The sequence below is a fragment of the Pannonibacter phragmitetus DSM 14782 genome (assembly GCF_000382365.1).
Classification (GTDB): domain Bacteria; phylum Pseudomonadota; class Alphaproteobacteria; order Rhizobiales; family Stappiaceae; genus Pannonibacter; species Pannonibacter phragmitetus.
Map to the genome: position 1 here is coordinate 45,188 of NZ_KB908229.1, position 23,029 is coordinate 68,216.

A 23,029-nucleotide genomic window follows, 5' to 3' on the forward strand; every position below is an offset into this window, starting at 1 on the left:
GGCTTTCCTTTCAGGACCGGTCATGCAGGGTGGGCGGCACGGGGCGCCGCACGGCGTGTTTCGATGGCGTGCAGCAGCCCGCCGGGCCGGGTGTAGGCGGCCCAGGTGATGACGAGGCAGATCACGTAGAAGGCGAGGAAGCCCCAGAGCGCGGCCACCGGGCCGCCGGTCATCTCGATGGAGGTGCCATAGGCCTTGGGGATGAAGAAGGCGCCATAGGCCGCAACCGCACTGGTGAAGGCGATGATGGCAGCGCTTTCCCGCTCCACCTGACGGCGGCGGCTCGCCTCATCCAGTTCCGGCATCAGCCGGGGGATTTCCGAGGCCATGATCGCCGGGATCATCTGGAAGGTGGAGGCATTGCCGACACCGGTGAGGAAGAACAGCGCCATGAAGCAGGCGAAGAAGCCCATGAAGCTGCCGCCTTCACCGCCTTGCGGCAGGAAGCTGATCACCCCGAAGACGGCGATGATCATGCCCGCGAAGGTCCACAGCGTCACCCGCCCGCCGCCGAAGCGGTCGCTGATCCAGCCCGTACCGGCGCGGCTGAGCGCACCGACGAGCGGCCCGAGGAAGACGAACTGCAGCGCATTCACATCCGGGAACTGCAGCTTGGTCAGCAGCGGGAAGCCCGCCGAATAGCCGATGAAGCTGCCGAAGGTGCCGGTGTAGAGGATGCACATCAGCCAGTTGTGCTTGCGCGAGAAGATGATGGCCTGTTCGCGGAAGCTCGCCTTGGCATCGGCAATGTCGTTCATGCAAAGCCAGGCCAGGGCGGTGGCTGCCAGAATGAAGGGCACCCAGATGAAACCGGCGTTCTGCATGAACAGCTGCGTGCCGTCGCTCAGGGTCTGCGGCGCCCCGCCAAGGACACCGAAGACACCCGTGGTGATGACGGCCGGCACCAGGAACTGCATGACCGACACACCGAGATTACCGAGCCCGGCATTCAGGGCCAGCGCGTTGCCCTTCTCCGCCTTGGGGAAGAAGAAGGCGATGTTGGCCATGGAGGAGGCGAAGTTGCCGCCGCCGAAGCCGCACAGCAGCGCCAGCACCAGGAAGATCAGGTAAGGCGTCGAGGGGTCCTGCACCGCATAGCCGATGCCCATGGCCGGCAGCAGCAGCGAGGCAGTGGAAAGTGCCGTCCAAAGCCGTCCGCCGAAGATCGGCACCATGAAGCTGTAGAAGATCCGCAGCGTCGCGCCCGACAGGCCCGGCAGGGCCGCCAGCCAGAACAGCTGCGAGGGCGTGAAGTTGAAGCCGATGGCCGGAAGCCGGGCAACCACGACGGACCACACCATCCAGACCGAGAAGGCCAGCAGCAGCGCGGGGATCGAGATCCACAGGTTGCGGCGGGCAACCGCCCTGCCCTTTTCCTGCCAGAACTGCGGGTCTTCCGGCCGCCAGTCGTCCAGCACCTTCTTCATGACTGTGCGGCCCGGCTGGTGGATTTCCTGCATTTCCGGCAGGGCGGGCAGCTTGTCGAGTTCGGCCCCGTGGGCAGCGCGTTCCATCTGGCGGATCGACATGTGCATCCAGCCAAGCGACACGGCCACCAGCAGGAAGAGAAGCGCGAAGCAGCTGGTGTAGATGCCCGTGACATCGAGCAGTGCGCCGAAGGTGATCGGCAGGATGAAGCCACCGAGGCCGCCGATCATGCCGACCAGACCGCCGACTGCGCCCACATGCTGCGGATAATAGACCGGGATGTGCTTGAACACCGCCGCCTTGCCGAGGCTCATGAAGAAGCCGAGGACAAACATGGTGATGACGAAGGGCCACAGGTCCATCTGGGTGGAGAAGGTGATCAGCCCGTCCTTGCCGCGAATGACGTAGTCCGTTGGCGGATAGGACAGCATGAACAGGAGGACCAGCGAGAAGCCGAAGGTCCAGTACATCACCGACCGTGCGCCGAAGCGGTCCGACAGGTGCCCGCCATAGGCGCGGAACAGGGAGGCGGACAGGGAGAAGGCCGCAGCCGCCATGCCGGCCGTCTTCACATCCACGCCATAGACGGAGATGAGGTAGTGCGGCATCCACAGGGCCAGCCCGACGAAGGCGCCGAAGACGAAGAAATAGTAGAGCGAGAAGCGCCAGACCTGCAGGTTCTTCAGAGGCGCAAACTGCTCGGCAAGGGACGGTGCCTTCACACCGGACTTGCGGCGCGCCACCAGCTGCGGGTCATCTTCCGCCAGCAGATAGAAGGCGATGCCCATGAGCGCCAGACCTGCCGCCCACACATGGGCAACACCCTGCCAGCCATAGGCCACCATGACGAAGGGCGCGATGAACTTGGTGACCGCCGCACCCACATTGCCCGCACCGAAAATGCCAAGCGCCGTGCCCTGATGGCCCGCATCATACCAGCGCGAGACATAGGCAACGCCGATGATGAAGGAGCCCCCGGCAAGGCCGATGCCGAGCGCGGCCAGCAGATACATCGGATAGGTGCTGGCGAAGGTCAGGATCCAGGTGGCCGCTGCCGTCAGCAGCATCTGGGCGGAAAACACCAGCCGTCCGCCGAACCTCTCGGTCCAGACACCCAGAAACAGGCGCGTCACCGAGCCGGTGAGGATCGGCGTCGCCACGAGCAGCCCGAACTGGAACTCGGACAGGCCCAGCTCTTCCTTGATGGCAACACCGATGATGGAAAAGATCGTCCAGACCGCAAAGCAGGCCGTGAAGGCGATGGTACTGAGTGCAAGCGCACGATTCTGCGCCCCACTCGTTACGGAGGGGGATGTAATCACAGGAAACTCTCCCGGTTCCAGCATCTATTCGCGTCGCGATGCCGATGGGAGACTGCCAATGACTGCAGACCATAAACTTGACCTGCATCAAAACAAACCAGAAGCAGATCGAAATAAATCTAAACAAGAAACTATCACTACATGCGATTGACGATTTATTACAGTTCAAAAATTATAGTTCGACAGAAGGATTGACAATTATCAATCAATAGAACACTATTTGCGAAGGAAATAGAGGCGCGACATGAAAACAGCCTATCTGGACGAAATCCGGCAGCTCGACCTGTTCCACAGCATGCAGGACGAGAATTTCGAAGCTGTCATGCGTGGCGCCTATGTGCAGTCCTTCCCGCCTCTGGTGGATCTGATCCATGAAGGCGACAGCAGCGATTTTCTGCATGTCATCATTGACGGCAGCGTCGAGCTTTACGCCACCTGGTCCGGCAAGGAGACGACAATCAGCATCGTGCGGCCGGTCTCAACCTTCATCCTGGCAGCCACCATCCGCAACGCGCCTTATCTGATGTCGGCGAAAACCCTTGAGCGCTCACGCATTGTCATGCTGCCTTCCGAGGACGTGCGCCGCATATTTGATGCCGACAGCGGTTTCGCCCGTGCGGTCGTGCGTGAGCTTGCAACCTGCTACCGGGCCTCGATCAAGCACACCAAGACGCTGAAACTGCGCACCTCGCTGGAGCGGCTTGCCAATTACATTCTGCAGGAAAGTGCCGCCCGCAACGGGGCCGATGCCTATGTGCTTGACCTGGAGAAGCGGAAACTTGCGTCTCTTCTGGGCATGACCCCCGAGAATATGTCCCGTGCCATCAAAGCCCTGTCACCCTATGGCGTCCATATCGACGGCAGCCGCGTGGTGATCGAGAAGCGGGCGGAGCTGGAGCGCTTTGCAAGGCCCGCGCCCCTCATCGACGATCCATCGTCCTGAGGCAGCCGGGGACTGCAGCCTCGTTTACCCCAGAAAATGGGCATGCAGCGGATCAACGCCTAACAGAACGGGATGCAGCAGCAGCATCAGGTAAAGCAGCGCGACGGCCACACAGCCTCTCAGCACCGTTTCCCGCAGCGGCAGAAGGCAAGCCGGCAAAGGCCTTGCGGCAACGGCTGAGTCAAGCTCCTGCCAGCGCCCGCCCATCTGCCGCTGTTTGCGCCGGTTCAGCATGCGCATTCCCAGAAACGAGAACGCAAGGAAACTGCCGAACATCAGCACATGCGCGGCGTTGCCCTTGGCCGCGAGATGCGCAAGCGACCAGAGCGCCAGCGCCACCAGCAGCGGATGGCGCGTCAAACGCACGATGCCCGGCCGGGCGGGATCAAATTGCCCGTTGTTCATGCCCCCGAAGGAAAACGGATTTGGGCGCCCGAGCGCCAGAGACGAGATCAGGAATGCAGCCATCATCAGGGCAAGTGCGAAATAGGCGAGAGCGGGAACCGTATCCCAGAGATGCACATAAGGTGCACGGCCGGCGGCGCCAATCACCCATGCCAGCAGCAGCAGGGAGAGGACCGAGTAAGCCAGTGTGAAGCCGCGCGGCCCCAGTGTTGCGGCACATGTTGAGCGGACCACCGGAATGGTTGGTATCCGGTGTGCGAGCAGGAACACCATGAAGGCAAGAATGAACTCGCCGGCGCCAAGAACAGCACTCATTCCCCAGTCCTCCGCAGACCGCCAGCGCCAGCGGCCCTGACCTGATCATGTGTAGGCCGCATCTCCGCCCCCGCCCACGCCGCCGCACGCGGCGGGCCGAGGCGCAGGAGATCGATGGCGCGGGCGGCAATCTGGGCGGTCACCTCGTCAAGACCTGCCGGACGCAGATAGAAGGCCGGAACCGGCGGCAGGATGATGCCGCCCATTTCGGTGACCAGCGTCATGTTACGCAGATGGGCGAGCGTGAGCGGGGCTTCGCGCGCCAGCAGCACCAGCGGGCGGCGCTCCTTCAGCTGCACCGAGGCCGCACGCACCAGCAGATTGTCATCCAGCCCATGGGCAATGGCCGCAAGGCTGCGCATGGAACAGGGCGCCACGATCATGCCGTCCACGGGAAAGGAACCGGAGGCAATGCGCGCACCCACATCGTCCGCCGGATGATGGCAGGCAGCAAGCGCGGAGAGACTTTCCAATGCCCCTGCCCCGCATTCCAGCATCAGCGTGCGCTCTGCTGCCGGGCTTGTCACCAGATCAAAGCGGATGGACCGGGCTGTGAGTTCCCGCGCCGCCGCCAGAGCCAGCGCCGCGCCAGATGCCCCCGAGACGCCCAGAACAACGTGTCTCATGACAGGCCCTCCGCCGCCAGAATGCGCTGCGCAGCGGCCTCGGCGGCAGCGCTCAGCTTCATGACCTTGCCGAAGGGGCGCTGGGTTTCCGCGCCAAGCTTCACCGTCGCATCAAGGCCGATCTTGCCCGCCAGCCCATCGAGGGGCGAGGCAAAGTCGAGGTAATCCATCGGCGTGCGGTCGAGGATCATGCTGTCGCGGGCGGGGTCATAGCGGGTGGCGAGCGCCCAGGCGATGTCATCCCAATTGCGCGGATCGATATCCTCATCCACCACCACGACCATCTTGGTGTAGCTGAATTGCGGCAGCATACCCCACAAGGCCATCATCACCCGCCGCGCCTGCCCCGGATAGCGCTTGGCGATACTGACCACAGCCATGCGGTAGGAGCAGGCAGCCGGCGGCAGCCACAGATCGCGCACCTCCGGGATCTGCTGGCGGATGACCGGCAGGGCCAGATCATTGAAGACCTCGCCGATGACCGAGGGCTCATCCGGCGGGCGGCCGGTCCAGGTGGAGAGATACAGCGGATCGCGCCGGTGAGTGATCGCGCTGACCGTCAGAACGGGGAAAGGCTCGACCGAATTGTAGTAACCCGTGTGATCGCCGAACGGGCCTTCAGGCGCCGTGTCACCCGGCTGCACCCAGCCTTCGATGATGATCTCCGCATCCGCGGGAACCAGCATGGGAATGGTGCGGGCTGGCACAAGACGGGTGCGCGCTCCGCGCAGAACCCCGGAAAAAGCGAGTTCCGAAACGGTTTCCGGCAGGGGCAAGGCAGCCCCCAGCAACAGCGCGGGATCGGCGCCCAGCACGACCGCCACCGGCATCGGCTTGCCGCGCCCGGCATCAGCGTTCATGTAGCTGCGGTGATGGGCAGCACCGCCGCGATGGGCGAGCCAGCGCAGGATCATCCTGCCGCTGTCCAGCACCTGCGCCCGGTACACCCCGGCATTATAGGCGGCCGTATCCGTCAGCGCAGAACCTTCCGGCCGGGTCAGAACCACCGGCCAGGTCACCAGCGGCCCGCCGTCTTCCGGCCAGCAGGTCTGCACGGGCAAAAGCGAAAGATCAGGCTCTTTCATCACCTCGTCCTGCACCGGCGCCCGGCTGGTCAGCCTCGGCCGGTTGCGCAGGGCAGCGGCCAGTTGCGGCCAGCGCGAGAGCGCGTCCCGCACCCCGTCCGGCGGCACCGGATTGCGCAGGGCCGCCAGAAACTGGCCCAGCGCCGGAATATCCGTAAGCCCCACGCCCAGCCCTGCCGCCACCCGCTCCCGCGTGCCGAAGAGATTGGTGACAACAGGCAACGGACTGATCCGCCCGTCTGCATGCATCGGCGCATCGAATTGCAGCACAGGCCCGCCCTTCAGCAGCACCTGCCGGTGCACCGCCGTCATTTCCTCGGCAAGCGCGACAGGCGAGGCAATGCGCCGGAACGTGCCCTCCCCGGCACACCAGCCTAGGAAGGAGCGGAGATCGGGAAAGGGAGGAAGCGTGCGCATGAGGGCCCGGGCAAAAGACGGCAAAAGACTGGCAAGGCTTAGCAGCCCTCCTGCCCCCGAAGGTTGATGCGCATCAATCTGGCGGACGGGAAGTTCACGCCCCCTTGGGACGGAAGGCCGCGACCACATCCGGGTTGGTCTCGATGCGGGCCGCGCCGATGAGGTCAAGGCAATAAGGAACAGCGGCAAAGATGGCATTGAGTGAGGTGGCGATGGCCGCAGGCTTGCCCGGCAGGGTGATGATGAGGCTGGCGCCGCGCGTCACGGCCTCCTGACGGGAGAGAATCGCGGTCGGCACTTCGGCAAGATTGGCCCGGCGCATGGTCTCGCCGAAGCCCGGCAGATGCCGTTCGGCAATGAGGCTGACGCCTTCCGGCGTCTGGTCGCGCGGCGCGGGGCCCGTTCCGCCGGTCACGAGAATGAGGTCGCAGCGCTCCACATCGCACAGCGCCTGCAGTGTCGTGGCCACGCTGTCCGCACCATCCGGAATGAGCCGGCACACCACTTCAAACGGCGGCAGCACCGCTTCCTTCAGCCAGTCGAAGATGGCCGGTCCGCTGAGGTCCTGATAGGTGCCCGCACTCGCCCGGTCGGAGACGGTGACAATGGCAATCTTAGGTAGGGGCATGGGGTCTGTCCCTCTTGAAAATCATCTTCGGGAGAAGGCTTGGCATTGCGGGCGAGTGGCCAGTTTGCGTCCGCGCAAACGGATATGCAACCTGCAAGGACGCTGAAGTTTGTTCCGCAACAACGTCCCACGCCCCCGAAGACCTTAGCTGTGAGCCCACCGCTGGCAATCGCCAACAACGGGAGACCACAGCATGTCATCACCTCATGAACCGCACCGGCCACCGGCCGGGCGTTTCACGAAATCGGCCGCACGCAACATCTTCTACGGCGGGTCGATCTTCTTCTTCCTTGTCTTCGCCGGGCTCACCGCCCAAAGCCACTGGCACATCGTCACCAAGTCCACGGACGAGGCAACACTGACCGAGGGCGTCATCCGCGGCAAGCACGTGTGGGAAAAGCACGCCTGCGTCAACTGCCACTCGATCCTCGGCGAAGGCGCCTATTTCGCGCCTGAAGTCGGCAACGTCTGGGTCCGCTATGGCGGCAAGGACGATCCGCAGGCCGCCCGCGAGGGGCTGATTGCCTGGATGCAGGCCCAGCCTTCCGGCATCGAGGGCCGCCGCCAGATGCCGCAGTTTCACCTGACAGATCAGGAACTGAACGACCTCGTCGATTTCCTCGAATGGACCAGCCGCATCGACACACAGGGCTGGCCGCCCAATGACGCGGGCTGAGGAGGGACAATCATGAAATACGCTTCCCAAAGAGTGGCCTACTGGTACTTCGTCTGCGCCATGATCCTCTTCGGCGTGCAGATCGCCGCGGGCGCGCTCGCCGGCACAGTTTATGTGCTGCCGAACACCCTGTCCGAACTGATGCCCTTCAACATCATCCGCATGATCCACACCAATGCGCTGATCGTGTGGCTGCTGATGGGCTTCTTCGGCTGCGCCTATTATCTGGTGCCGGAAGAGGCAGAGCGGGACATCGAAAGCCCGCTGCTGGCCTATATCCAGCTTGGCCTGCTGATGTTCGGCGCGCTTGCCGCCGTCATCGGCTATACGCAGGGCATCCATGAGGGGCGCGAGTTCCTGGAGCAGCCGCTCTGGATCAAGATCGCCATCGTCGTGGTGGCGCTGATCTTCCTCTACAACGTCTCCATGACCGTGCTGAAGGGCCGCCGCACCGCCGTCACCAGCGTGCTGCTGCTGGGCCTTTGGGGCATTGCCGTCTTCTGGCTCTTTGCCTTCTATGCGCCGGACAACCTGTCGCTGGACAAGGTCTACTGGTGGTACATCGTCCATCTGTGGGTGGAAGGCGTGTGGGAACTGGTGATGGCTTCGGTCCTTGCCTTCCTGATGATCAAGATGACCGGCGTCGACCGGGAAGTGATCGAGAAGTGGCTCTATTCCATCGTCGGCCTGGCCCTCTTCTCGGGGCTGCTGGGCACCGGCCACCACTATTACTGGATCGGCGCGCCGGGCTACTGGCAGTGGGTGGGATCGATCTTCTCCGCCCTTGAGATTGCCCCCTTCTTCGCCATGGTCATCTTCGCCTTTTCCATGGTGTTCAAGGGCCGCAAGGACCATCCGAACCGGGCGGCCATGCTGTGGTCGCTGGGCTGCACGGTGGGTGCCTTCTTCGGGGCGGGCGTCTGGGGCTTCCTGCACACCCTGTCTTTCGTGAACTACTACACCCACGGAACCCAGGTGACGGCCGCACACGGGCACCTCGCCTTCTATGGCGCCTATGTGATGCTGAACCTCGCGCTCATCAGCTACGCCATGCCCTATCTGCGCGGCAAGGCGCCCTATCACCAGACGCTGAACATCATCTCCTTCTGGATCATGAGCGGGGCGATGACGGTGATGACCTTTGCCCTCACCTTCGCCGGTGCGGTGCAGGTGCATCTGCAGCGGGTGATGGGCATGTCCTACATGGACGTGCAGGACGAAATCGCCCCGTTCTACTGGGTGCGCCTCGGCTCCGGCGTGCTGGTGCTGATTGCTGCGCTGATGTTCCTCTGGTCCGTCTTCGGCCCTGTCCGTGACAGGCGGCTGGCCGCCCAGCGAAAGGCTCAGGCAGCTCCCCAGCCTGCCGAATGAGCCTTGCTCCGGGCGCGGTGGTGGGCCGCGCCCGGAGCCCCCTTTCACGCCAGTGCCGTGATCCCAGAGGCGTGAGCCCAGAGGCGTGATCCCAAAGAAGTATTCAAGGAGATCTTCATGACCGCCCCGCACTCTGCGCAACCGGCATCCGCTGCGCCTTTCTACGCCCCTTCGGGCAACGAATGCCTGCTGTTCGAGCAGGCCTACCGCAACCGCCTGCCGGTGCTGCTGAAAGGGCCGACCGGCTGCGGCAAGACCCGTTTCGTCGCCCATATGGCCGAACGCCTTGGCCGCCCGCTCTATACGGTCGCCTGTCACGATGACCTGACGGCCGCCGACCTGACGGGCCGCTATCTGCTGAAAGGCGGAGAGACCGTTTGGGCCGATGGCCCGCTGACCCGCGCCATCCGTGAAGGCGCGATCCTCTATCTCGACGAGGTGGTGGAGGCGCGCAAGGATGTGACCGTGGTGCTGCATCCCGTCACCGACGACCGGCGCATCCTGCCGCTGGAGCGCACCGGCGAAATGTTGAGCGCCCCGCCGGAGTTCATGCTCGTGATCTCCTACAATCCCGGCTACCAGAATGTGCTGAAGGCCCTGAAGCCTTCAACCCGCCAGCGCTTCATCGCGCTGGAGTTCGGCTATCCCGATCCGGACACGGAAGCGGCCATCGTCTCGGCCGAAAGCGGCCTGCCGAAGGACCGCTGCGTGCCGCTGGTGCGCGTCGCCAATGCCCTGCGCGATCTCAAGGGCCAGGACGTGGAGGAAGGCGCCTCCACCCGGCTTCTCGTCTATGCCGCCACTCTGATCCGCGCCGGCGTGAAACCCGCCGCCGCGCTGGAAGCTGCCCTGCTGCAGCCGCTCAGCGATGATGCCGACGTGCAGGCGGCACTGGCACGGGTGGCGGAACTCGCACTGGGGTAAAACATGCCGATTTTCGAACCGGAGGAATTCGTCGGCTCGCACTGGCACGCGCTGGTGGGCAGTCTCACCACCCTGCCCCGCCACCCGGAGGCAGGCGTGCCGCTCGCAGACATGCGCCTGCGGCTCGGCGTGCTGTTCCGGGCGCTGGGCGGCAGCGGCGCCATCCGCATTGCGGAAGCGGCCCCCGCCGTGTCCGGCCACCGGCTCAGCCTGCTGCGCCGCGTGGGGCTGGGACAGGAAAAGCTGGAGCGCGCCGTTCTCGATACCGCAGCGCTGCGCCTGCCGCCGGTGATCGACTGTTTTCCGCAGAAGGAAGACAATGCCGCGCTCTACGAATGGCTCGCCGCCTGGTTTGCCCATGCGGAGCCGGTGTCGCCCCATGAGGATCCTTTCGTCAGCGACCTTCTCTCCCTGCGCGCTGCGGTTGCCGCCACGCGGGAGGCGCTGAACACATGGCCGGGCTTGAGAGCCTTGTTTCACCGGCTGCGTGCGGCCGCTCTTTCCGTCCGGCCCGAACGCCGCCTGCCGCCGGTGGAGGCAAGGCTGGAAGAGGCCATCTGCGCCCTTCTGGGCGGACGCCGCCCGCCCGACAACAGCCTTCTTGCCGCCATCGAGGAACCGGATGCAGACCTTCGCATGTTCCGCGCCCCGCGCGGCTACCGGCCTTTCCTGCCGGTACCTTTGTTCGGGGAAATCCGCCTGACCGCAGGCGCGCCCCAGCCGGACGAGCGGGACGAGGCAAACGGGCGCTCCGTATCCGCCGACGCGCGCCGGCGGCAGGCCGAGCGGCGGCAGACCGATCAGAGCGACCGGGGCGATCCGCTCTGCTTCCACCGCTTCGAGACGATCTTCTCGCTGGCTGAAATGGTGAATGTGAACCGCCGTGTCGATGAAGACGACGAGGATGGCGCCAGACAGGCAGCCGAAGACATGAGCGAACTCACCATCGGTGCCAACCGTCAGCGCACGGCTGCAAGGCTGAAGCTGGACCTCGACCTAGCCCCGGCAGATGCTGAAGAAACCAGCCTCACATCGGGCCTGACCTATCCCGAATGGGACTGGAAAAAGCAGACGCTGCGCCCGGATCACTGCCGGGTCATTACCGGCCGTGCCAGGGAAGACAGCGAAGGCTGGCAGCCCACGGGGGAGATGCAGCGCCAGATCCGGGCCGTGCGGCGCCACTTCGAGGCCCTGCGCCCGCGCCGCGTGGTGCTGCATGGCCAGCCGGATGGCGAAGACCTTGATCTCTCGGCTCTGGTGCGCGCCGCCGCCGACCGCAAGGCAGGGGGCGCTGGCTCGGAAAACCTCTTTCTCGCCGGTCGCGCCATCGAGCGGGACCTGTCCATGGCCGTGCTGATGGATGTATCCCTGTCGACGGATGCATCCCTCGGCACCCACCGGGTGATCGACGTGGAGAAGGCCGCGCTTCTGGCGCTGACGCAAGGGCTGGATGCCTGCGGGGACGAGCATGCCATCTTCACCTTCACCTCCCGCCGCCGCAGCGCCGTGCAGGTGGATACGGTGAAGGACTTCGGCGATGCCGTGGACAATCGGGTGCTGCGGCGGATCGAGGGGCTGAAGCCGGGGCAATACACCCGCATGGGCGCCGCCATCCGTCATGTGAGCGCACAACTGGCCCAACGCCCGCAGCGCCACCGGCTGCTCCTGCTGCTGACCGATGGCAAACCCAATGACATCGACTATTACGAAGGCCGCTATGGCATCGAGGACACCCGCGCGGCCATCCGGGAAGCACGCAAGCAAGGGCTCAAGGTGTTCGGCGTGACGGTGGACGAGGAGGCGCGGGACTATTTCCCCTGGCTCTTCGGACGGGGCGCCTATGCCATCATCACCCATCCGGACCGTCTGCCCTCGGCGCTTCCGGCCATTTACCGGCAGCTGGTGGGATAGCTTGCAACAAGCTGAAACTTTGCGCCCGCGCAACGTCGCCCGCCGCCTGCAGGCGCAGCATGAAGGCTGCAGGCCTCCACCCGAAGGAGGCCTCGCATCAGCCAGGGAGGCAGAAACATGGTCACGATCCTGAGGGGCCCGGTCTGCGCGGAAACCATCCTGGACGGGATGATGGAGACCTACAAGGAGACCATCCCCGTCTTCATCCGCCGCAAGATGCGTTGCATCGGCTGCCCCATTGCCCATCTGCATGATGTGCGGGAGGCCTGCGAGGAGCATCATGTGCCGCTTGAGGAGTTCCTGAGCGACGTGAACCGGGTTATCCTCGGCGCCAGAGGAAAGACGCCATGACACGCGAAGCACCGGAAATCGACCTGAAGGATATCGCCGCCGGCTTGCAGATGCCGCCGGAAGAGGCCTTGCGCCTGATGCGGGCGGGGGGCATCACCTGCCGTCTGCATGAGGGGCGCGATGAGGACGAAGGCCGGTTCGCCTGCCTGTTCTTCCATGGCAACAAGCGCCTGACGCTCATCGCCGATGCCGCCGGAACCATTCTGCGCCGCAGCCTCGTCGACTTCGGCCAGCATCCCTTGCCCCCTGCCATGCGCCAGGGCCCGCAACTGCGCTGAACCCGGTCCGCACTGGCGGACCGGGCAGCCGGTGTTCAAGCATCAGCCACAACCGCCCCGGCCCGAAGAACCGCAGCCGCAGCTGTCCGAATGGCTGTGATCCACCTTGGCAACTTCGCCGTCCCGAGGACGGCCAACGATGACGTGCCAGTCGGCAGGTCCTTCCACCCGGTAGGTCCAGGTGAACTGGCCCGGCAGATAATGCTCGAACTGATGCAGCAGGCCGAGCGGATTGTGGTCGTTGATCAACTCGAAGCTTTCGCCCGGCATCAGCGCCTCGAACTGGCGGAAGACCAGCATGTGGCGCTGCGGGCGCGGCAGGGGGCGCAGGTCGACGGTGACCGGAGGAACAGGATCGTGCTGGACAGCGGAAAGGGTCATCTGAGGCTCCGTGACAGAGGTTGAGGCCTCAACAGCTAGAAGCTTAGCATGCTGCTTTCCTTGTCGGGGAACAAACTCCGGAGCGCCTCTGCCCGGCCCGGCTTAGTCGCCACTGCTTTCCGCCAAGAGATAAAGCCGGTGCGGATCCACCACGACAACACGCTTGCGGCTGGACTGGACAAGCCCCTTGGCTTCCCAGGCGGTCATTACCCGGCTGACGGTATGCAGCGTCGTGCCGGTCATTTCCGCAATGTCCTGCCGGGTCACCGGGAAATCGATGAGAATGCCCTCTTCCGTCTTCCTGCCGGCCTGACGCACCAGCCGCAGCACCGCATGGGCAACGCGCCGCTCCACCTCTTCCGTCGAAAGCTCCAGAATGCGCGTGTGTGCATCCTGCAGGCGCTGACCCACGGTCTGCAGCGCATTGAGCGCCAGCGTCGGGCTGCGGGCGATGAAGGCTTCCCACTGGTTCGAGGGCCAGGCCAGCGCCAGACTGTCGACGATGGCGGTGGCCGTTGCCGGATAATCCGGACGCCGCATGGCTCTTGCAATGCCGAAGATATCGCCCGGATTGACGTGCCGCACCACCACCTGCTGGCCATCCGGCGTGGTCTGGATGACCTTCAGCCGCCCGTTCAGCAGACAGAAGAATTCCGTCGCCTCGACACCCTGCATGAAGGCTGCGGCCCCATCCGGCAACTGACGCACACTGGCGGTGGAAAGGACGTTATCAAGATCCGCGTCACTCATGTACTGGAAAATACTTAGGTTACGAATGAGCGAGCGATCCAGTCGATGCACGGCCATTGAATTTCTCCAGATCACTTTTCAAAGCCGCAGCAATGACTTGTTTCATCAACTGCGACCAAATGGCATCCCCCGCAACCACCGTTGCACTGTTTGCCTTTTCGCAAACACATCTACTGCCCTTTGTTCTGTAATCCAGTCAACACCCAAGGCAACCTGAATGAAAGGAAATGCCATGTTGACCCGCCGTGAAGCCCTGTGTGGCGCAGCCGCCATCGCCCTTCTGATCGCAGCGCCGCTCCATGCGGAAGAAGGCCCCAACCCCACGCTGAAGGCCGCAACCGGACAGACGGATCTGACCGCCGGACTGGAGCGCGTGAAGGCCAGACTCGTCGCCCCGCCCTTCGTCATGGAGCATGATCAGGTGGCCAAGGGCGGACCGAAGGTCGTCCAGTTCACCATGACCATCGAGGAAAAGAAGATCGTCATCGACGGCGAAGGCACCACCTTCCAGGCCATGACCTTCGACGGCTCGATGCCCGGCCCGACCATGGTGGTGCATGAAGGGGACTACGTCGAACTGACGCTGATCAACCCCGAAACCAACTCGATGCCGCACAACATCGACTTCCATTCGGCCACCGGTGCCCTCGGCGGCGCGCAGCTGACCTTCGTCAACCCCGGCGAACAGGCCACCTTGCGCTTCAAGGCCACGAAGAACGGCGCCTTCGTCTATCACTGCGCTCCCACGGGCATGGTCGCCTGGCACGTGGTCAGCGGCATGTCGGGCACCATTCTGGTGCTGCCGCGTGACGGGCTGAAGGATGAGGCAGGCAACCCGATCCACTATGACCGGGCCTATACCATCGGCGAGTTCGACCTCTACGTGCCAAAGGACGAGAACGGCAAATACGTGGACTACGACAGCCCCGGCGAGGCCTATGCCGATACGGTGGAGGTGATGAAGGGGCTGGTGCCCACCCATGTCGTGTTCAACGGCGCCGTTGGCGCGCTGACGGGCGAGAAGGCCATGAAGGCCAATGTTGGCGAGACCGTGCTGATGATCCACAGCTCGGCCAACCGGGACACCCGCCCGCATCTCATCGGCGGCCACGGCGACCATGTCTGGGAGCGCGGCAAGTTCGACAATCCGCCGGAAAAGGGGCTGGAAACCTGGTTCGTGGCCGGCGGCAGCGCCGCCGTGGCGACCTACAAGTTCCTTCAGCCGGGCATCTACGCCTATGTCAACCACAACCTCATCGAGGCCATGGAACTGGGGGCAGCCGCCCACTTCAAGGTGGAAGGCGACTGGGACAATGACCTGATGATGCAGGTCTCGGCCCCCGGCCCGATCCCCAGCAACTGACAGCATGCTGCGGCAGTCCGCCTCTCCGGGCTGCCGCAGCTTCCCTCTTCTCTCCCCCTCTGGCGATCAGGAGGTCATCCATGACCTTGATCAGATACACCAGCGCCGCCGTTGCAGGCCTTGCCCTCCTCACTCTGCTGCAGGGCTTTGCAGCCGCACCAAAGGCCCCACATCCCGCACCGGAGACAGTCAGGCTGGAAGAGGCCGCCCTCGCCTACCGGGAGCCCGGCGAGTTTCTGGACCGGGGCACGCCAGTCAACGGCCCGCGGGTGCCGCTGACGCTGGAAGCCCCGCTCACCATCATGCGGGCGCAGGTGACGCGCGGCGCCTATGATACCTGCGTGGCCGACGGAGCCTGCCTTGCGCTCGGCACAAAGGGCGCGCCGGATCTGCCGGTCACCGGCGTCAATTTCATCGATGCGGAAGCCTATGCCGCCTGGCTGTCGGCCAAGACCGGAGAGACGTGGCGCCTGCCGACCGACCGGGAATGGGCGCTCGCCGCCGGATCGCGCTTCAAGGACGATGCCTATACGGAGATCAGCGACCCGGCCAACCCGTCGCGGCGCTGGATTGCGGTCTACGATATTGAATCGAAACTGCAGGAGGAGATCGACCCCAAACCCATGCCGGCCGGACACTTCGGCACCAATGAGCACGGGCTTCAGGACCTTGCCGGCAATGTCTGGGAATGGACCTCCACCTGCTACCGCCGCCACCATGTGCTGCCCGGCGGAGAGGTGCGGGAAACTGAGAACTGCGGCATCCGCGTCGCCGAAGGGCGCCACCGGGCGCTGATGACAACCTTCTTCCGCGATCCCAAGGCCGGGGCCTGTTCGGTGGGCGTGCCGCCCGCCAATCTCGGCATCCGGCTGGTGCGCGAGGAAACGGGAGTGCGGCAATGGCTGGGTTTCTAGAGCCAGACCTCAAGCCCCAGCCCGCTGCGGCAGACACCGCCCTGCTGCAGCGGTTGGCGCATGTTCTGCAGGACATGGGCCTGCCTTGTGCCTGTCAGGAGGAGGTGGAGCGGACGGTCGCCGTCTTCACCGAATTCGAAATCCGCCGCACCCGCCGCCGCCTGCTGGAAAGCGCAAGGGAGCGCACCCGCCAGCTGGCCGGTTTCCTTCCCTATCTGCAGGATCTTGAATCCCCCGGTGCGGCCGAAATGGATGCCTCCGACCTTGCCGTTCTCGCCGATGCCTTCCGCCAGATTGCCGCTGCCGCCGCGCAAGGGGTGGCAAGCCTTGAGCTTCTGGCCGCAATGCAGCCGGGCGCCTCACGGCAGGACGGCTGACAAGCTGCGTCAAAGCTTGTGCCTGCACAAAGAGGCGGAGCGGCAACTGCCGCACACTTCCTGCAACATCCACCCGCAGGAGCCCCACAGGAGCAATTGTCCCATGACCGGCGAAGCCTCCATCCTCGCAGCTCTCAGCACCGTCGATGATCCGGAACTGGGCGTCAGCATTGTGGATCTCGGGCTTGTCCGGGAGATCGCCTGCACGCCCGGACGCATCCGCATCACCCTTGGCATGACAACGCCCACCTGTCCGCTGGGCGGGCTGATCGCCGAAACCGCATCCATCGCCGTGGAGGAGATTGCCGCGCCGCAGACGGAAGTGGAAGTCACGCTCGACCGCGCCTTCCGCTGGACGCCGGACCTCGCCGCCCCGCATGTGCGCCAGCGTTTTGGAGGCGAAAATCCTGCACCAGCCGCTGATACGGGCCCCGGCCTTTGGCAGCATCTGCGGGCAAGGCTGTGGCGCTGACCATGCCCCGCTCCATGGCGCAAGCAATCCGCCTTCTCACCGCCGTGCTGGCGCTGGCGAGCCTTGTCACGGGCCTTGGCGCCGGGCTGGCGCGGCTGGGGCTTTTCGATCTTGCCCTTTCAGTTTCGGACCGGCATTCGGTCTTCATGCTCTGCGGCTTCTTCGGCACCCTGATCGCGCTGGAGCGGGCGGTGGCGCAAGGCTCGGCTGCAGCCCTCGCCGTGCCTGCTGTATCTGGGATCGGCGCCGTTCTGATCTGGTTCGAGCCGCAGTCAGCCGCCCTCGCCTTCCTTGCTGCCGGTGCAGGCCTTGGCATTCTGAGCGCGCAGGCGGCGCTGGCGCTGCGCACCCTGTTCAGCGTCGTCTTGCTGGTGGCTGCAGTGCTTTGGCCCATAGGCACGGGCATGTGGCTCCTCACCGGTGACCCGGCCCTTGCCGCTTATATCTGGCTGGGTTTCCTCATCCTCACCATCACGGCGGAACGGATCGAACTGTCCCGCCTGCGCCAGCGCGGGCCTCTGCAGGCCGGATTGCTGGTCCCGCTGGTTGCCGTCTTCTGCCTCGGGCTGCTGACGGGCGAGCCCTTTGCCGGAGTGCCCTGGTTCACAGGCGCGGCGCTCGCCGGGCTTGCCCTGTGGCTGACGGTCAATGACGTGGCGCTGATCACCATAAGGGGCGAAGGCCTTGCCCGCTATTCCGCCGCCGCCCTTCTGTGCGGCTATGGCTGGCTGCTCGTGGCCGCAGCAGCGCTGCTGATCCTGCCGCCGGGAACTTCTGCGGCGGGGCATGACATTGCGCTGCATGCCATCGGCCTCGGCTTCGTGCTGTCCATGGTCTTTGCCCATGCCCCCATCATCCTGCCCGCCGTCGCAGGCATGCGCATCCGCTATTCGGCCGCGCTCTACCTGCCGCTTGCGCTTCTGCAAGGCGCAACGGCGTTGCGGGTGGCGGGCAACCTGCTGGAACAGGACAGCCTGCGCAATGCGTCAGGCTGGCTCACCATGGGCGCGCTCGGCCTCTATGCAGCAACACTTATTCTCTCCAGCCGGCACCGCCAGCGCAAAGCCTGTGCAGCGCACAACAACCGTCATCCAGTTTGACCTGGCTCAACGTCGCCCGCCGTGCCGGAGGCTATTTCTTCCACATACCTGAATTTAAAATTCAACTTTGGAGAATGTCATGTCCATCAATTCCCTCATCCTCGCCACGGCTATGGTCGTCAGCCTCACCGGCATGGCCGCAGCGGCCGATCATGAAGTCAAGATGCTGAACAAGGGCGAGGCCGGTGCCATGGTCTTCGAGCCGGAACTGATCACCATCGCTCCCGGCGACACCGTCACTTTCAAGGCGACGGATGCCGGCCACAACGCTGAAACCATCCCCGGCATGCTGCCGGAAGGCGCCGAACCCTTCGTTGGAAAGATGGGCAAGGATGTCACTGTCACCTTCACTGAGGAAGGCGTCTACGGCATCAAATGCAAGCCGCATCTGGGCATGGGCATGGTCGCCGCCGTCGTCGTCGGCGCCCCGGTCAATCTGGAAACCGCCAAGACCGTCAAGACCCCCGGCAAGGCCGGCAAGAAGTTCGAAGCCCTGCTCGGCGGGCTTTGAACGGCATTGGGACGAGGCGGCAATCTGGCCACCACCGCACGGCTTTTCAGCCCCCTTCCCCTTGAGGGACAGTGTTTACTTTGGACGCACGGAGGAAGATTGGGCCTTCGTTTTGCCGCAGCGCCCCTCTCCCCCCTTGAGGGGGAGATGTCTGCGTCAGCAGACAGAGGGGGGTAGCAGCGCCTCAATACGGCAGGCCCTCTCTTACAACCGGACAGGCTGCATACCCCCCTCTGCCCCCTGCCGGGGGCATCTCCCCCTCAAGGGGGGAGAGGAGTTGGAGCCTGACTGGCTGTCCGTTGTAAACATTGCCCCCTTGAGAGGAGGGGAAATCACCAGCCTCGGCCCAAGCAGGCAGAAAAATAAGTGCCTGACCGGCTGTCCCCACAGAACGCAGTTGCTGAGACGCATTCAAAATCCCGCAAGGCACCGCCAGGGAGATCATCACATGACCAACCCGCATTGGCTTTCCGGCGGCTTCAGGCCGTTCTTCTTCCTTGGCGCCCTTGCCATGGCAGCCTCCGTGCTGATGTGGGTGCCGGTCTATACGGGCCTTTTCACTGTGCCCACCCTGTTCGTGCCACGGGACTGGCATGTGCATACGCTGCTGTTTGGCGGTGCCATGGCCATCATCGCGGGTTTCGGTCTGACGGCGGTGGCCAACTGGACCGGCCGTCCGCCGGTTTCGGGCGCGCTGCTGCTGGCGCTGGTGCTGCTGTGGCTGGCGGGACGGGTGGCCGTCACATGCGGCGCCAATCTCGGCCCCCTTCCGGTGGCCGTGCTGGATGTGCTTTTTCCCGTCACCCTCGCTGGCGTGATGGCGCGGGAGGTGATCGCCGCCCGCAATTTGCGCAATCTGAAGATCGCCGCCGTGATCGGCCTGCTGGCCTTGGCGGATCTCGGCTTTCATCTGGAAGTAGCACAGACCGGCGTGGCAGATGTCTCGCTCAGGGCGAGCCTGTCGCTGGTGATCCTGCTCATTCTCATGATCGGCGGGCGCATCATCCCGGCCTTTACCCGCAACTGGCTCAACGCCCGCAAGGCGGCGAAACTGCCGGTCACCTTCAACAAGGCCGACGCCGCCATCATGGTGCTGAGTGGCGCAGCGCTTGTGCTCTGGACAATCCTGCCGGACGCTCTGGCAACAGCCATCATCATGTTGCTGGCAGGAGCCGGGCAGATCTGGCGGCTGACGCGCTGGTGCGGGCTGGCGGCAAGGCGTGAACCGCTGCTGCTCATCCTCCATATCGGCCACCTCATTCTTGCGCTCGGCTTTCTTGCGGTGCCTTGTGCCCTGCTGCTGCCGCAGATTGGCGATGCAACAGCGTCTGTGCATCTGTGGACGGCAGGCGCCATCGGCGTCATGACACTGGCCGTCATGACCCGCGCCAGCCGGGGCCACTCGGGCCATCCGCTGACGGCAGACAGGCTGGATCTGGCCATCTTTTCGCTGGTCATCCTCGGCACGATCGCCCGTATCGCCTCTCCTCATGCGGGAGACGCAGCACGGGCCCTGCTGGACACTGCGGCACTCGCCTGGGCCGGAGCTTATCTCGCCTTTGCCGCCGGTTATGCCCGCCGCCTGCTGCTGCCCCCGGCCAAGGCGGGATGAAGGGAGAACTGCCCGATGGACCGGCAGGCGCCGAACAGGACCGGGCATGGCCTTCAGGCCGCTCTTGCCTATGGCCTGCCGCTGTCCGCCGCTTACATCGCCACCGGCATCACCCGCACTCTCTGGCTTGATGCCCATGCGGGTCCGCTGCCCGGCGCCTTGATGGAGGCAGCGGTCTTTCTGGCCCTCTGCCTTGCAATGCTCGCCAGTGGCTGGCAGGACCGGGCGATCCGGCAGCACCCCATATCAGCCGGAACGGGAATGCTGATCCTATTTCTGTTGCTGGATGCCAGTATCGCTGCTGGCCTGTGCGGCGTTCCGCTCGCCCGCCATTTCAGCCGGTTTACGGAAGCGCATGGGCTCATCCAATTCACTGCGCTTATCTTCTGCGCCCTGCTGCCCAGCTTCTGGCATGACGAAATGTGACGTGCAGCAAGATGCCTCTTGGTTCGAACTACGCCTGAAAGGCCAGCGGCTCGGCAACTGGCCCGCGCAGGTTGGCAAGAAGCCCGGCAATGGCCTTGAGCGCGCTTTCAAGTTCCGCCTGCGCCGGGGCGCCGATGCACAGCCGCACGCCAGCCGCCCCGTTTTCCGGTGCGGCGGCGGTTGCCAGCGGATCGGTGACGAGAATGCCCAGCGCCCGCGCTGCTGCAGCCAGCCCCTGCGCCTCCTGATCCGCCATCGGCAGCCACACGTGATAGCCAAGGTTCGAGTGCGGCAGCATCGCGTCACCCAGAATGCTGGCGGCCAGTGCCCGCCGGCGCGCCGCCTCCTCGCCGATGGCATCGCAAATGGTCTGCGCCGTGCCATCCATGATCCAGTGCTCCATCACCAGACAGTTGAGCGGCGAGATCATCAGCCCCGTGGCATAAAGGCTGGTCTCGGTGCGCTCCTGCCAGGCCGCAGGCACCGCCAGCCCGCCGATGCGCAGCGAAGGGTTGAGCGTTTTTGACAGGCTGTTGATGTAGAACACCCGTTCCGGGTCAAGGCTCGCGAGCGAGGGCAGCGCAGGATCGGCACCCAGCGCATAAACATCGTCCTCGATGATCAAGGCATCATGCCTGCGGCAGACAGTGAGAATGTCCTGCCGCCGGGCACGGCTCATGCAGGTGGCAACCGGGTTCTGCATGGTGGGCATCAGATAGACAGACGCCCGCACATCCGGTCCCGCCGCCTGCAAGGCCCGGTCAAGCGCCTCCGGCATCATACCCTCCCCGTCCATGGCCACAGCGGCCATCCGCACGCCTGTGTGCCGGGCAAGCGTCAGCAGACAGGGATAGGTCTGCGCCTCCACCAGCAGCAGGCTGCCGGGGCCGCACAGCATCGACACGCAGAGTGTCAGCGCGTGCTGCGCGCCCCCGGTGAGCAGCAGGCGGCCGGGGTCCGTCTCCGTACCAAGCCGTCCGAACCAGCGGGCAAGGCCGGCACGAAAACGCACATGTCCGGGCACAGGCGGATAGGCATTGAACAGCGCAGGCTCTGCCTGCCGGGCGAGAGCCGTCAGCGTGCGGGCCAGAAGCCGCTCGCTCATGACAGCAGGCGGGGCGTTCTGCGACAGGTCGATCACCACCCCCTTGCGCCCGCCGGTCGCCGCGACGAAAGTACCGCTGCCCTTGACCGCATAGACAAGGCCGCGCCGCTCCAGAATGCCGTAAGCCTTGGTCACCGAGCCAAGCCCAATGCCCAGATGCCAGGCAAGGTCGCGGTGCGGCGGCAAACGCTCGCCTGCGGCAAGCTTTCCATCAAGGATATCCTCCGCCAGTGCCGCCGCCAGCCTGTCGCAGGGCAGTTGCGCTTCACCGGAAAGGCGCGGCTTCCAGGGCGACTTGAGGCGCATCCGAGGTCTCCAATTGCGTCACGTGACGCTTTTGCATTGTACCACGAGTGTCACGAGCTCTACGATCCTCCTTCCGGGACAGCAAACAGAACCGGAAACAGGATCAGAGCCATGCAGCAGGATAACAAGGCTTTGCACGGCGGCCCCGTGCGCCTTCCCGTTCCGCTCAATGCCCTGAGGGCTTTCGAGGCGGCAGCGCGGCATCTTTCGGTCAAGGGTGCCGCAGCAGAAATCGGCGTCACGCCCTCGGCTGTCAGCCACCAGATCCGCCTGCTGGAAGACAGCCTGGGCGTGGAGCTGCTGCGCCGGACGGGCGCAAGACTGGAGCTGACGCAGGCCGGGCGGATGCTGACCCCGGGGCTTTCCGCGGGCTTCCGCCAGATCGCGGAGAGCGTCGGCAGCTTGCAGACCGGGCGCAAGCTCGGCCCCTTGCGCCTGTCGCTGCCGCCCGGCTTTGCCGCCCACTGGCTGCTGCCCCGCCTTGCCGCCTATCCGGCGGCCCGGCCGGGGTTTGAACTGGAACTGCAGACCACGCAGGAGGTGGCCGATCTGGCCGCGGGCAGCGCCGAAGCCGCCGTGCGCCATGGCAAGGGGCACTGGACCGGCACGGTGAGCGAACACCTCTTCGACGAGACCCTGACCCTCTTGGGCCGGGGAACAGCCGGAGAGGATGCCCGCGCGCTTGTCAGCCGCAGCACGCTCTTCATCTCCGGCCACCGGCACGAGGGTTTTGCCCGCTGGAATGCCTCCCTGCCCGGCGCCCCGGTGCAGCCCGCCACCATCATCACCGTCGATTCCACCAGCCTCAGCCTCAAGGCGGCGCTGGATGGCACGGGCATCACCTTTGCCGGGCCGGAACTTGCGGCTGAGGACATTGCCGCCGGGCGGCTGTCCCTGCTCTTCGCCCACCGGGTGGCAGCAGAGGCCGGCTATTACCTGTGCTATCCGCCTGCGCTGGAGCGCGACCGGCGCATCCGCAACCTCAGAACATGGCTGCTGGCGGAAACCGGCGATCTGCGCCGCGCCGGCTGA

24 protein-coding genes are annotated in these 23,029 nt (G+C 64.8%); 16 read left to right on the top strand and 8 right to left on the bottom strand.

The window, feature by feature from the left end:
• Positions 1 to 20 precede the first annotated feature (20 nt).
• Positions 21 to 2,774: a nitrate/nitrite transporter gene (locus H163_RS0117500; protein WP_019965912.1), complete on the bottom strand. Its 2,754-nt coding sequence runs from the start codon at positions 2,772 to 2,774 to the stop codon at positions 21 to 23.
• A gap of 220 nt (positions 2,775 to 2,994) precedes the next feature.
• On the opposite strand from H163_RS0117500, the gene H163_RS0117505 reads away from it, so the two are divergent.
• Positions 2,995 to 3,693 carry a cyclic nucleotide-binding domain-containing protein gene (locus tag H163_RS0117505; protein WP_019965913.1) on the top strand — a complete coding sequence of 233 codons (699 nt, stop codon included), beginning with the start codon at positions 2,995 to 2,997 and terminating at the stop codon, positions 3,691 to 3,693.
• A 24-nt stretch (positions 3,694 to 3,717) separates the two neighbouring features.
• Here the strand turns inward: H163_RS0117505 and H163_RS0117510 are convergent, their stop codons facing one another.
• From H163_RS0117510 to mog, 4 genes are all read right to left on the bottom strand, one after another.
• Positions 3,718 to 4,413 (bottom strand): NnrU family protein, encoded by a 696-nt coding sequence (locus H163_RS0117510; protein ID WP_019965914.1) that lies wholly within the window; start codon positions 4,411 to 4,413, stop codon positions 3,718 to 3,720.
• Positions 4,410 to 5,039: a UbiX family flavin prenyltransferase gene (locus tag H163_RS0117515; RefSeq protein ID WP_019965915.1), complete on the bottom strand. Its 630-nt coding sequence runs from the start codon at positions 5,037 to 5,039 to the stop codon at positions 4,410 to 4,412. Before H163_RS0117515 ends, H163_RS0117510 begins: the two co-directional genes overlap by 4 nt.
• Positions 5,036 to 6,541, bottom strand: a complete 1,506-nt coding sequence (locus H163_RS0117520) for a UbiD family decarboxylase (RefSeq protein WP_019965916.1) — start codon at positions 6,539 to 6,541, stop codon at positions 5,036 to 5,038. Before H163_RS0117520 ends, H163_RS0117515 begins: the two co-directional genes overlap by 4 nt.
• Positions 6,542 to 6,635: 94 nt before the next feature.
• Positions 6,636 to 7,169: a molybdopterin adenylyltransferase gene (gene mog / locus H163_RS0117525; RefSeq protein WP_019965917.1), complete on the bottom strand. Its 534-nt coding sequence runs from the start codon at positions 7,167 to 7,169 to the stop codon at positions 6,636 to 6,638.
• A 193-nt stretch (positions 7,170 to 7,362) separates the two neighbouring features.
• Between mog and H163_RS0117530 the strand changes: the two genes are divergently transcribed.
• From H163_RS0117530 to H163_RS23110, 6 genes are all read left to right on the top strand, one after another.
• Positions 7,363 to 7,845, top strand: coding sequence for a c-type cytochrome (locus H163_RS0117530; RefSeq protein ID WP_019965918.1), 483 nt, complete (start codon positions 7,363 to 7,365; stop codon positions 7,843 to 7,845).
• Positions 7,846 to 7,857: 12 nt separating this feature from the next.
• Positions 7,858 to 9,216, top strand: a complete 1,359-nt coding sequence (locus tag H163_RS23105; RefSeq protein WP_040679156.1) for a cbb3-type cytochrome c oxidase subunit I — start codon at positions 7,858 to 7,860, stop codon at positions 9,214 to 9,216.
• Positions 9,217 to 9,333: 117 nt separating this feature from the next.
• Positions 9,334 to 10,140, top strand: a complete 807-nt coding sequence (locus H163_RS0117540; RefSeq protein ID WP_019965920.1) for a CbbQ/NirQ/NorQ/GpvN family protein — start codon at positions 9,334 to 9,336, stop codon at positions 10,138 to 10,140.
• Positions 10,141 to 10,143: 3 nt separating this feature from the next.
• Positions 10,144 to 12,051: a nitric oxide reductase activation protein NorD gene (locus H163_RS0117545; RefSeq protein ID WP_019965921.1), complete on the top strand. Its 1,908-nt coding sequence runs from the start codon at positions 10,144 to 10,146 to the stop codon at positions 12,049 to 12,051.
• Positions 12,052 to 12,168: 117 nt separating this feature from the next.
• Complete coding sequence (locus tag H163_RS0117550; protein ID WP_019965922.1) at positions 12,169 to 12,402, top strand: DUF1858 domain-containing protein; 234 nt, start codon at positions 12,169 to 12,171, stop codon at positions 12,400 to 12,402.
• Complete coding sequence (locus tag H163_RS23110) at positions 12,399 to 12,680, top strand: DUF6522 family protein (RefSeq protein ID WP_019965923.1); 282 nt, start codon at positions 12,399 to 12,401, stop codon at positions 12,678 to 12,680. Before H163_RS0117550 ends, H163_RS23110 begins: the two co-directional genes overlap by 4 nt.
• A 42-nt stretch (positions 12,681 to 12,722) precedes the next feature.
• On the opposite strand, the gene H163_RS23765 is transcribed toward H163_RS23110, so the two are convergent.
• Together H163_RS23765 and H163_RS0117565 are read right to left on the bottom strand one after the other, a co-directional pair.
• On the bottom strand, positions 12,723 to 13,061 hold the full coding sequence (locus H163_RS23765) for a DUF2249 domain-containing protein (RefSeq protein ID WP_019965924.1): 339 nt from the start codon (positions 13,059 to 13,061) through the stop codon (positions 12,723 to 12,725).
• A 102-nt stretch (positions 13,062 to 13,163) separates the two neighbouring features.
• Entirely contained in the window at positions 13,164 to 13,868 is a 705-nt protein-coding gene (locus H163_RS0117565; RefSeq protein ID WP_040679157.1) for a Crp/Fnr family transcriptional regulator, read from the bottom strand.
• A gap of 175 nt (positions 13,869 to 14,043) precedes the next feature.
• Here H163_RS0117565 and nirK point away from each other — a divergent pair, with 175 nt between their 5' ends.
• The 8 genes from nirK to H163_RS0117605 all read left to right on the top strand — a co-directional run bounded on the left by nirK (position 14,044) and on the right by H163_RS0117605 (position 20,586).
• A complete protein-coding gene (nirK, locus tag H163_RS0117570) occupies positions 14,044 to 15,174 on the top strand; it encodes a copper-containing nitrite reductase (RefSeq protein WP_026355999.1) in 1,131 nt (376 codons plus the stop codon).
• A gap of 80 nt (positions 15,175 to 15,254) precedes the next feature.
• Positions 15,255 to 16,088: an SUMF1/EgtB/PvdO family nonheme iron enzyme gene (locus H163_RS0117575; RefSeq protein WP_019965927.1), complete on the top strand. Its 834-nt coding sequence runs from the start codon at positions 15,255 to 15,257 to the stop codon at positions 16,086 to 16,088.
• Positions 16,073 to 16,465 (top strand): hypothetical protein, encoded by a 393-nt coding sequence (locus tag H163_RS0117580; RefSeq protein ID WP_019965928.1) that lies wholly within the window; start codon positions 16,073 to 16,075, stop codon positions 16,463 to 16,465. Before H163_RS0117575 ends, H163_RS0117580 begins: the two co-directional genes overlap by 16 nt.
• A gap of 103 nt (positions 16,466 to 16,568) precedes the next feature.
• Positions 16,569 to 16,937 (top strand): metal-sulfur cluster assembly factor, encoded by a 369-nt coding sequence (locus H163_RS23120; RefSeq protein WP_019965929.1) that lies wholly within the window; start codon positions 16,569 to 16,571, stop codon positions 16,935 to 16,937.
• The gene (locus H163_RS0117590) at positions 16,904 to 18,037 is read left to right on the top strand and encodes a hypothetical protein (RefSeq protein ID WP_244296156.1); all 1,134 of its coding nucleotides are present in this window, start codon (positions 16,904 to 16,906) and stop codon (positions 18,035 to 18,037) included. Before H163_RS23120 ends, H163_RS0117590 begins: the two co-directional genes overlap by 34 nt.
• Positions 18,038 to 18,116: 79 nt before the next feature.
• Positions 18,117 to 18,548, top strand: coding sequence for a pseudoazurin (locus H163_RS0117595; RefSeq protein WP_019965931.1), 432 nt, complete (start codon positions 18,117 to 18,119; stop codon positions 18,546 to 18,548).
• Between the two features lie 448 nt (positions 18,549 to 18,996).
• Positions 18,997 to 20,160, top strand: coding sequence for an NnrS family protein (locus H163_RS0117600; RefSeq protein ID WP_019965932.1), 1,164 nt, complete (start codon positions 18,997 to 18,999; stop codon positions 20,158 to 20,160).
• A 15-nt stretch (positions 20,161 to 20,175) separates the two neighbouring features.
• On the top strand, positions 20,176 to 20,586 hold the full coding sequence (locus H163_RS0117605; RefSeq protein ID WP_019965933.1) for a hypothetical protein: 411 nt from the start codon (positions 20,176 to 20,178) through the stop codon (positions 20,584 to 20,586).
• A gap of 28 nt (positions 20,587 to 20,614) precedes the next feature.
• On the opposite strand, the gene H163_RS0117610 is transcribed toward H163_RS0117605, so the two are convergent.
• Positions 20,615 to 21,997, bottom strand: coding sequence for an aminotransferase-like domain-containing protein (locus tag H163_RS0117610; protein ID WP_019965934.1), 1,383 nt, complete (start codon positions 21,995 to 21,997; stop codon positions 20,615 to 20,617).
• A 111-nt stretch (positions 21,998 to 22,108) separates the two neighbouring features.
• On the opposite strand from H163_RS0117610, the gene H163_RS0117615 reads away from it, so the two are divergent.
• The gene (locus tag H163_RS0117615; RefSeq protein ID WP_019965935.1) at positions 22,109 to 23,029 is read left to right on the top strand and encodes a LysR substrate-binding domain-containing protein; all 921 of its coding nucleotides are present in this window, start codon (positions 22,109 to 22,111) and stop codon (positions 23,027 to 23,029) included.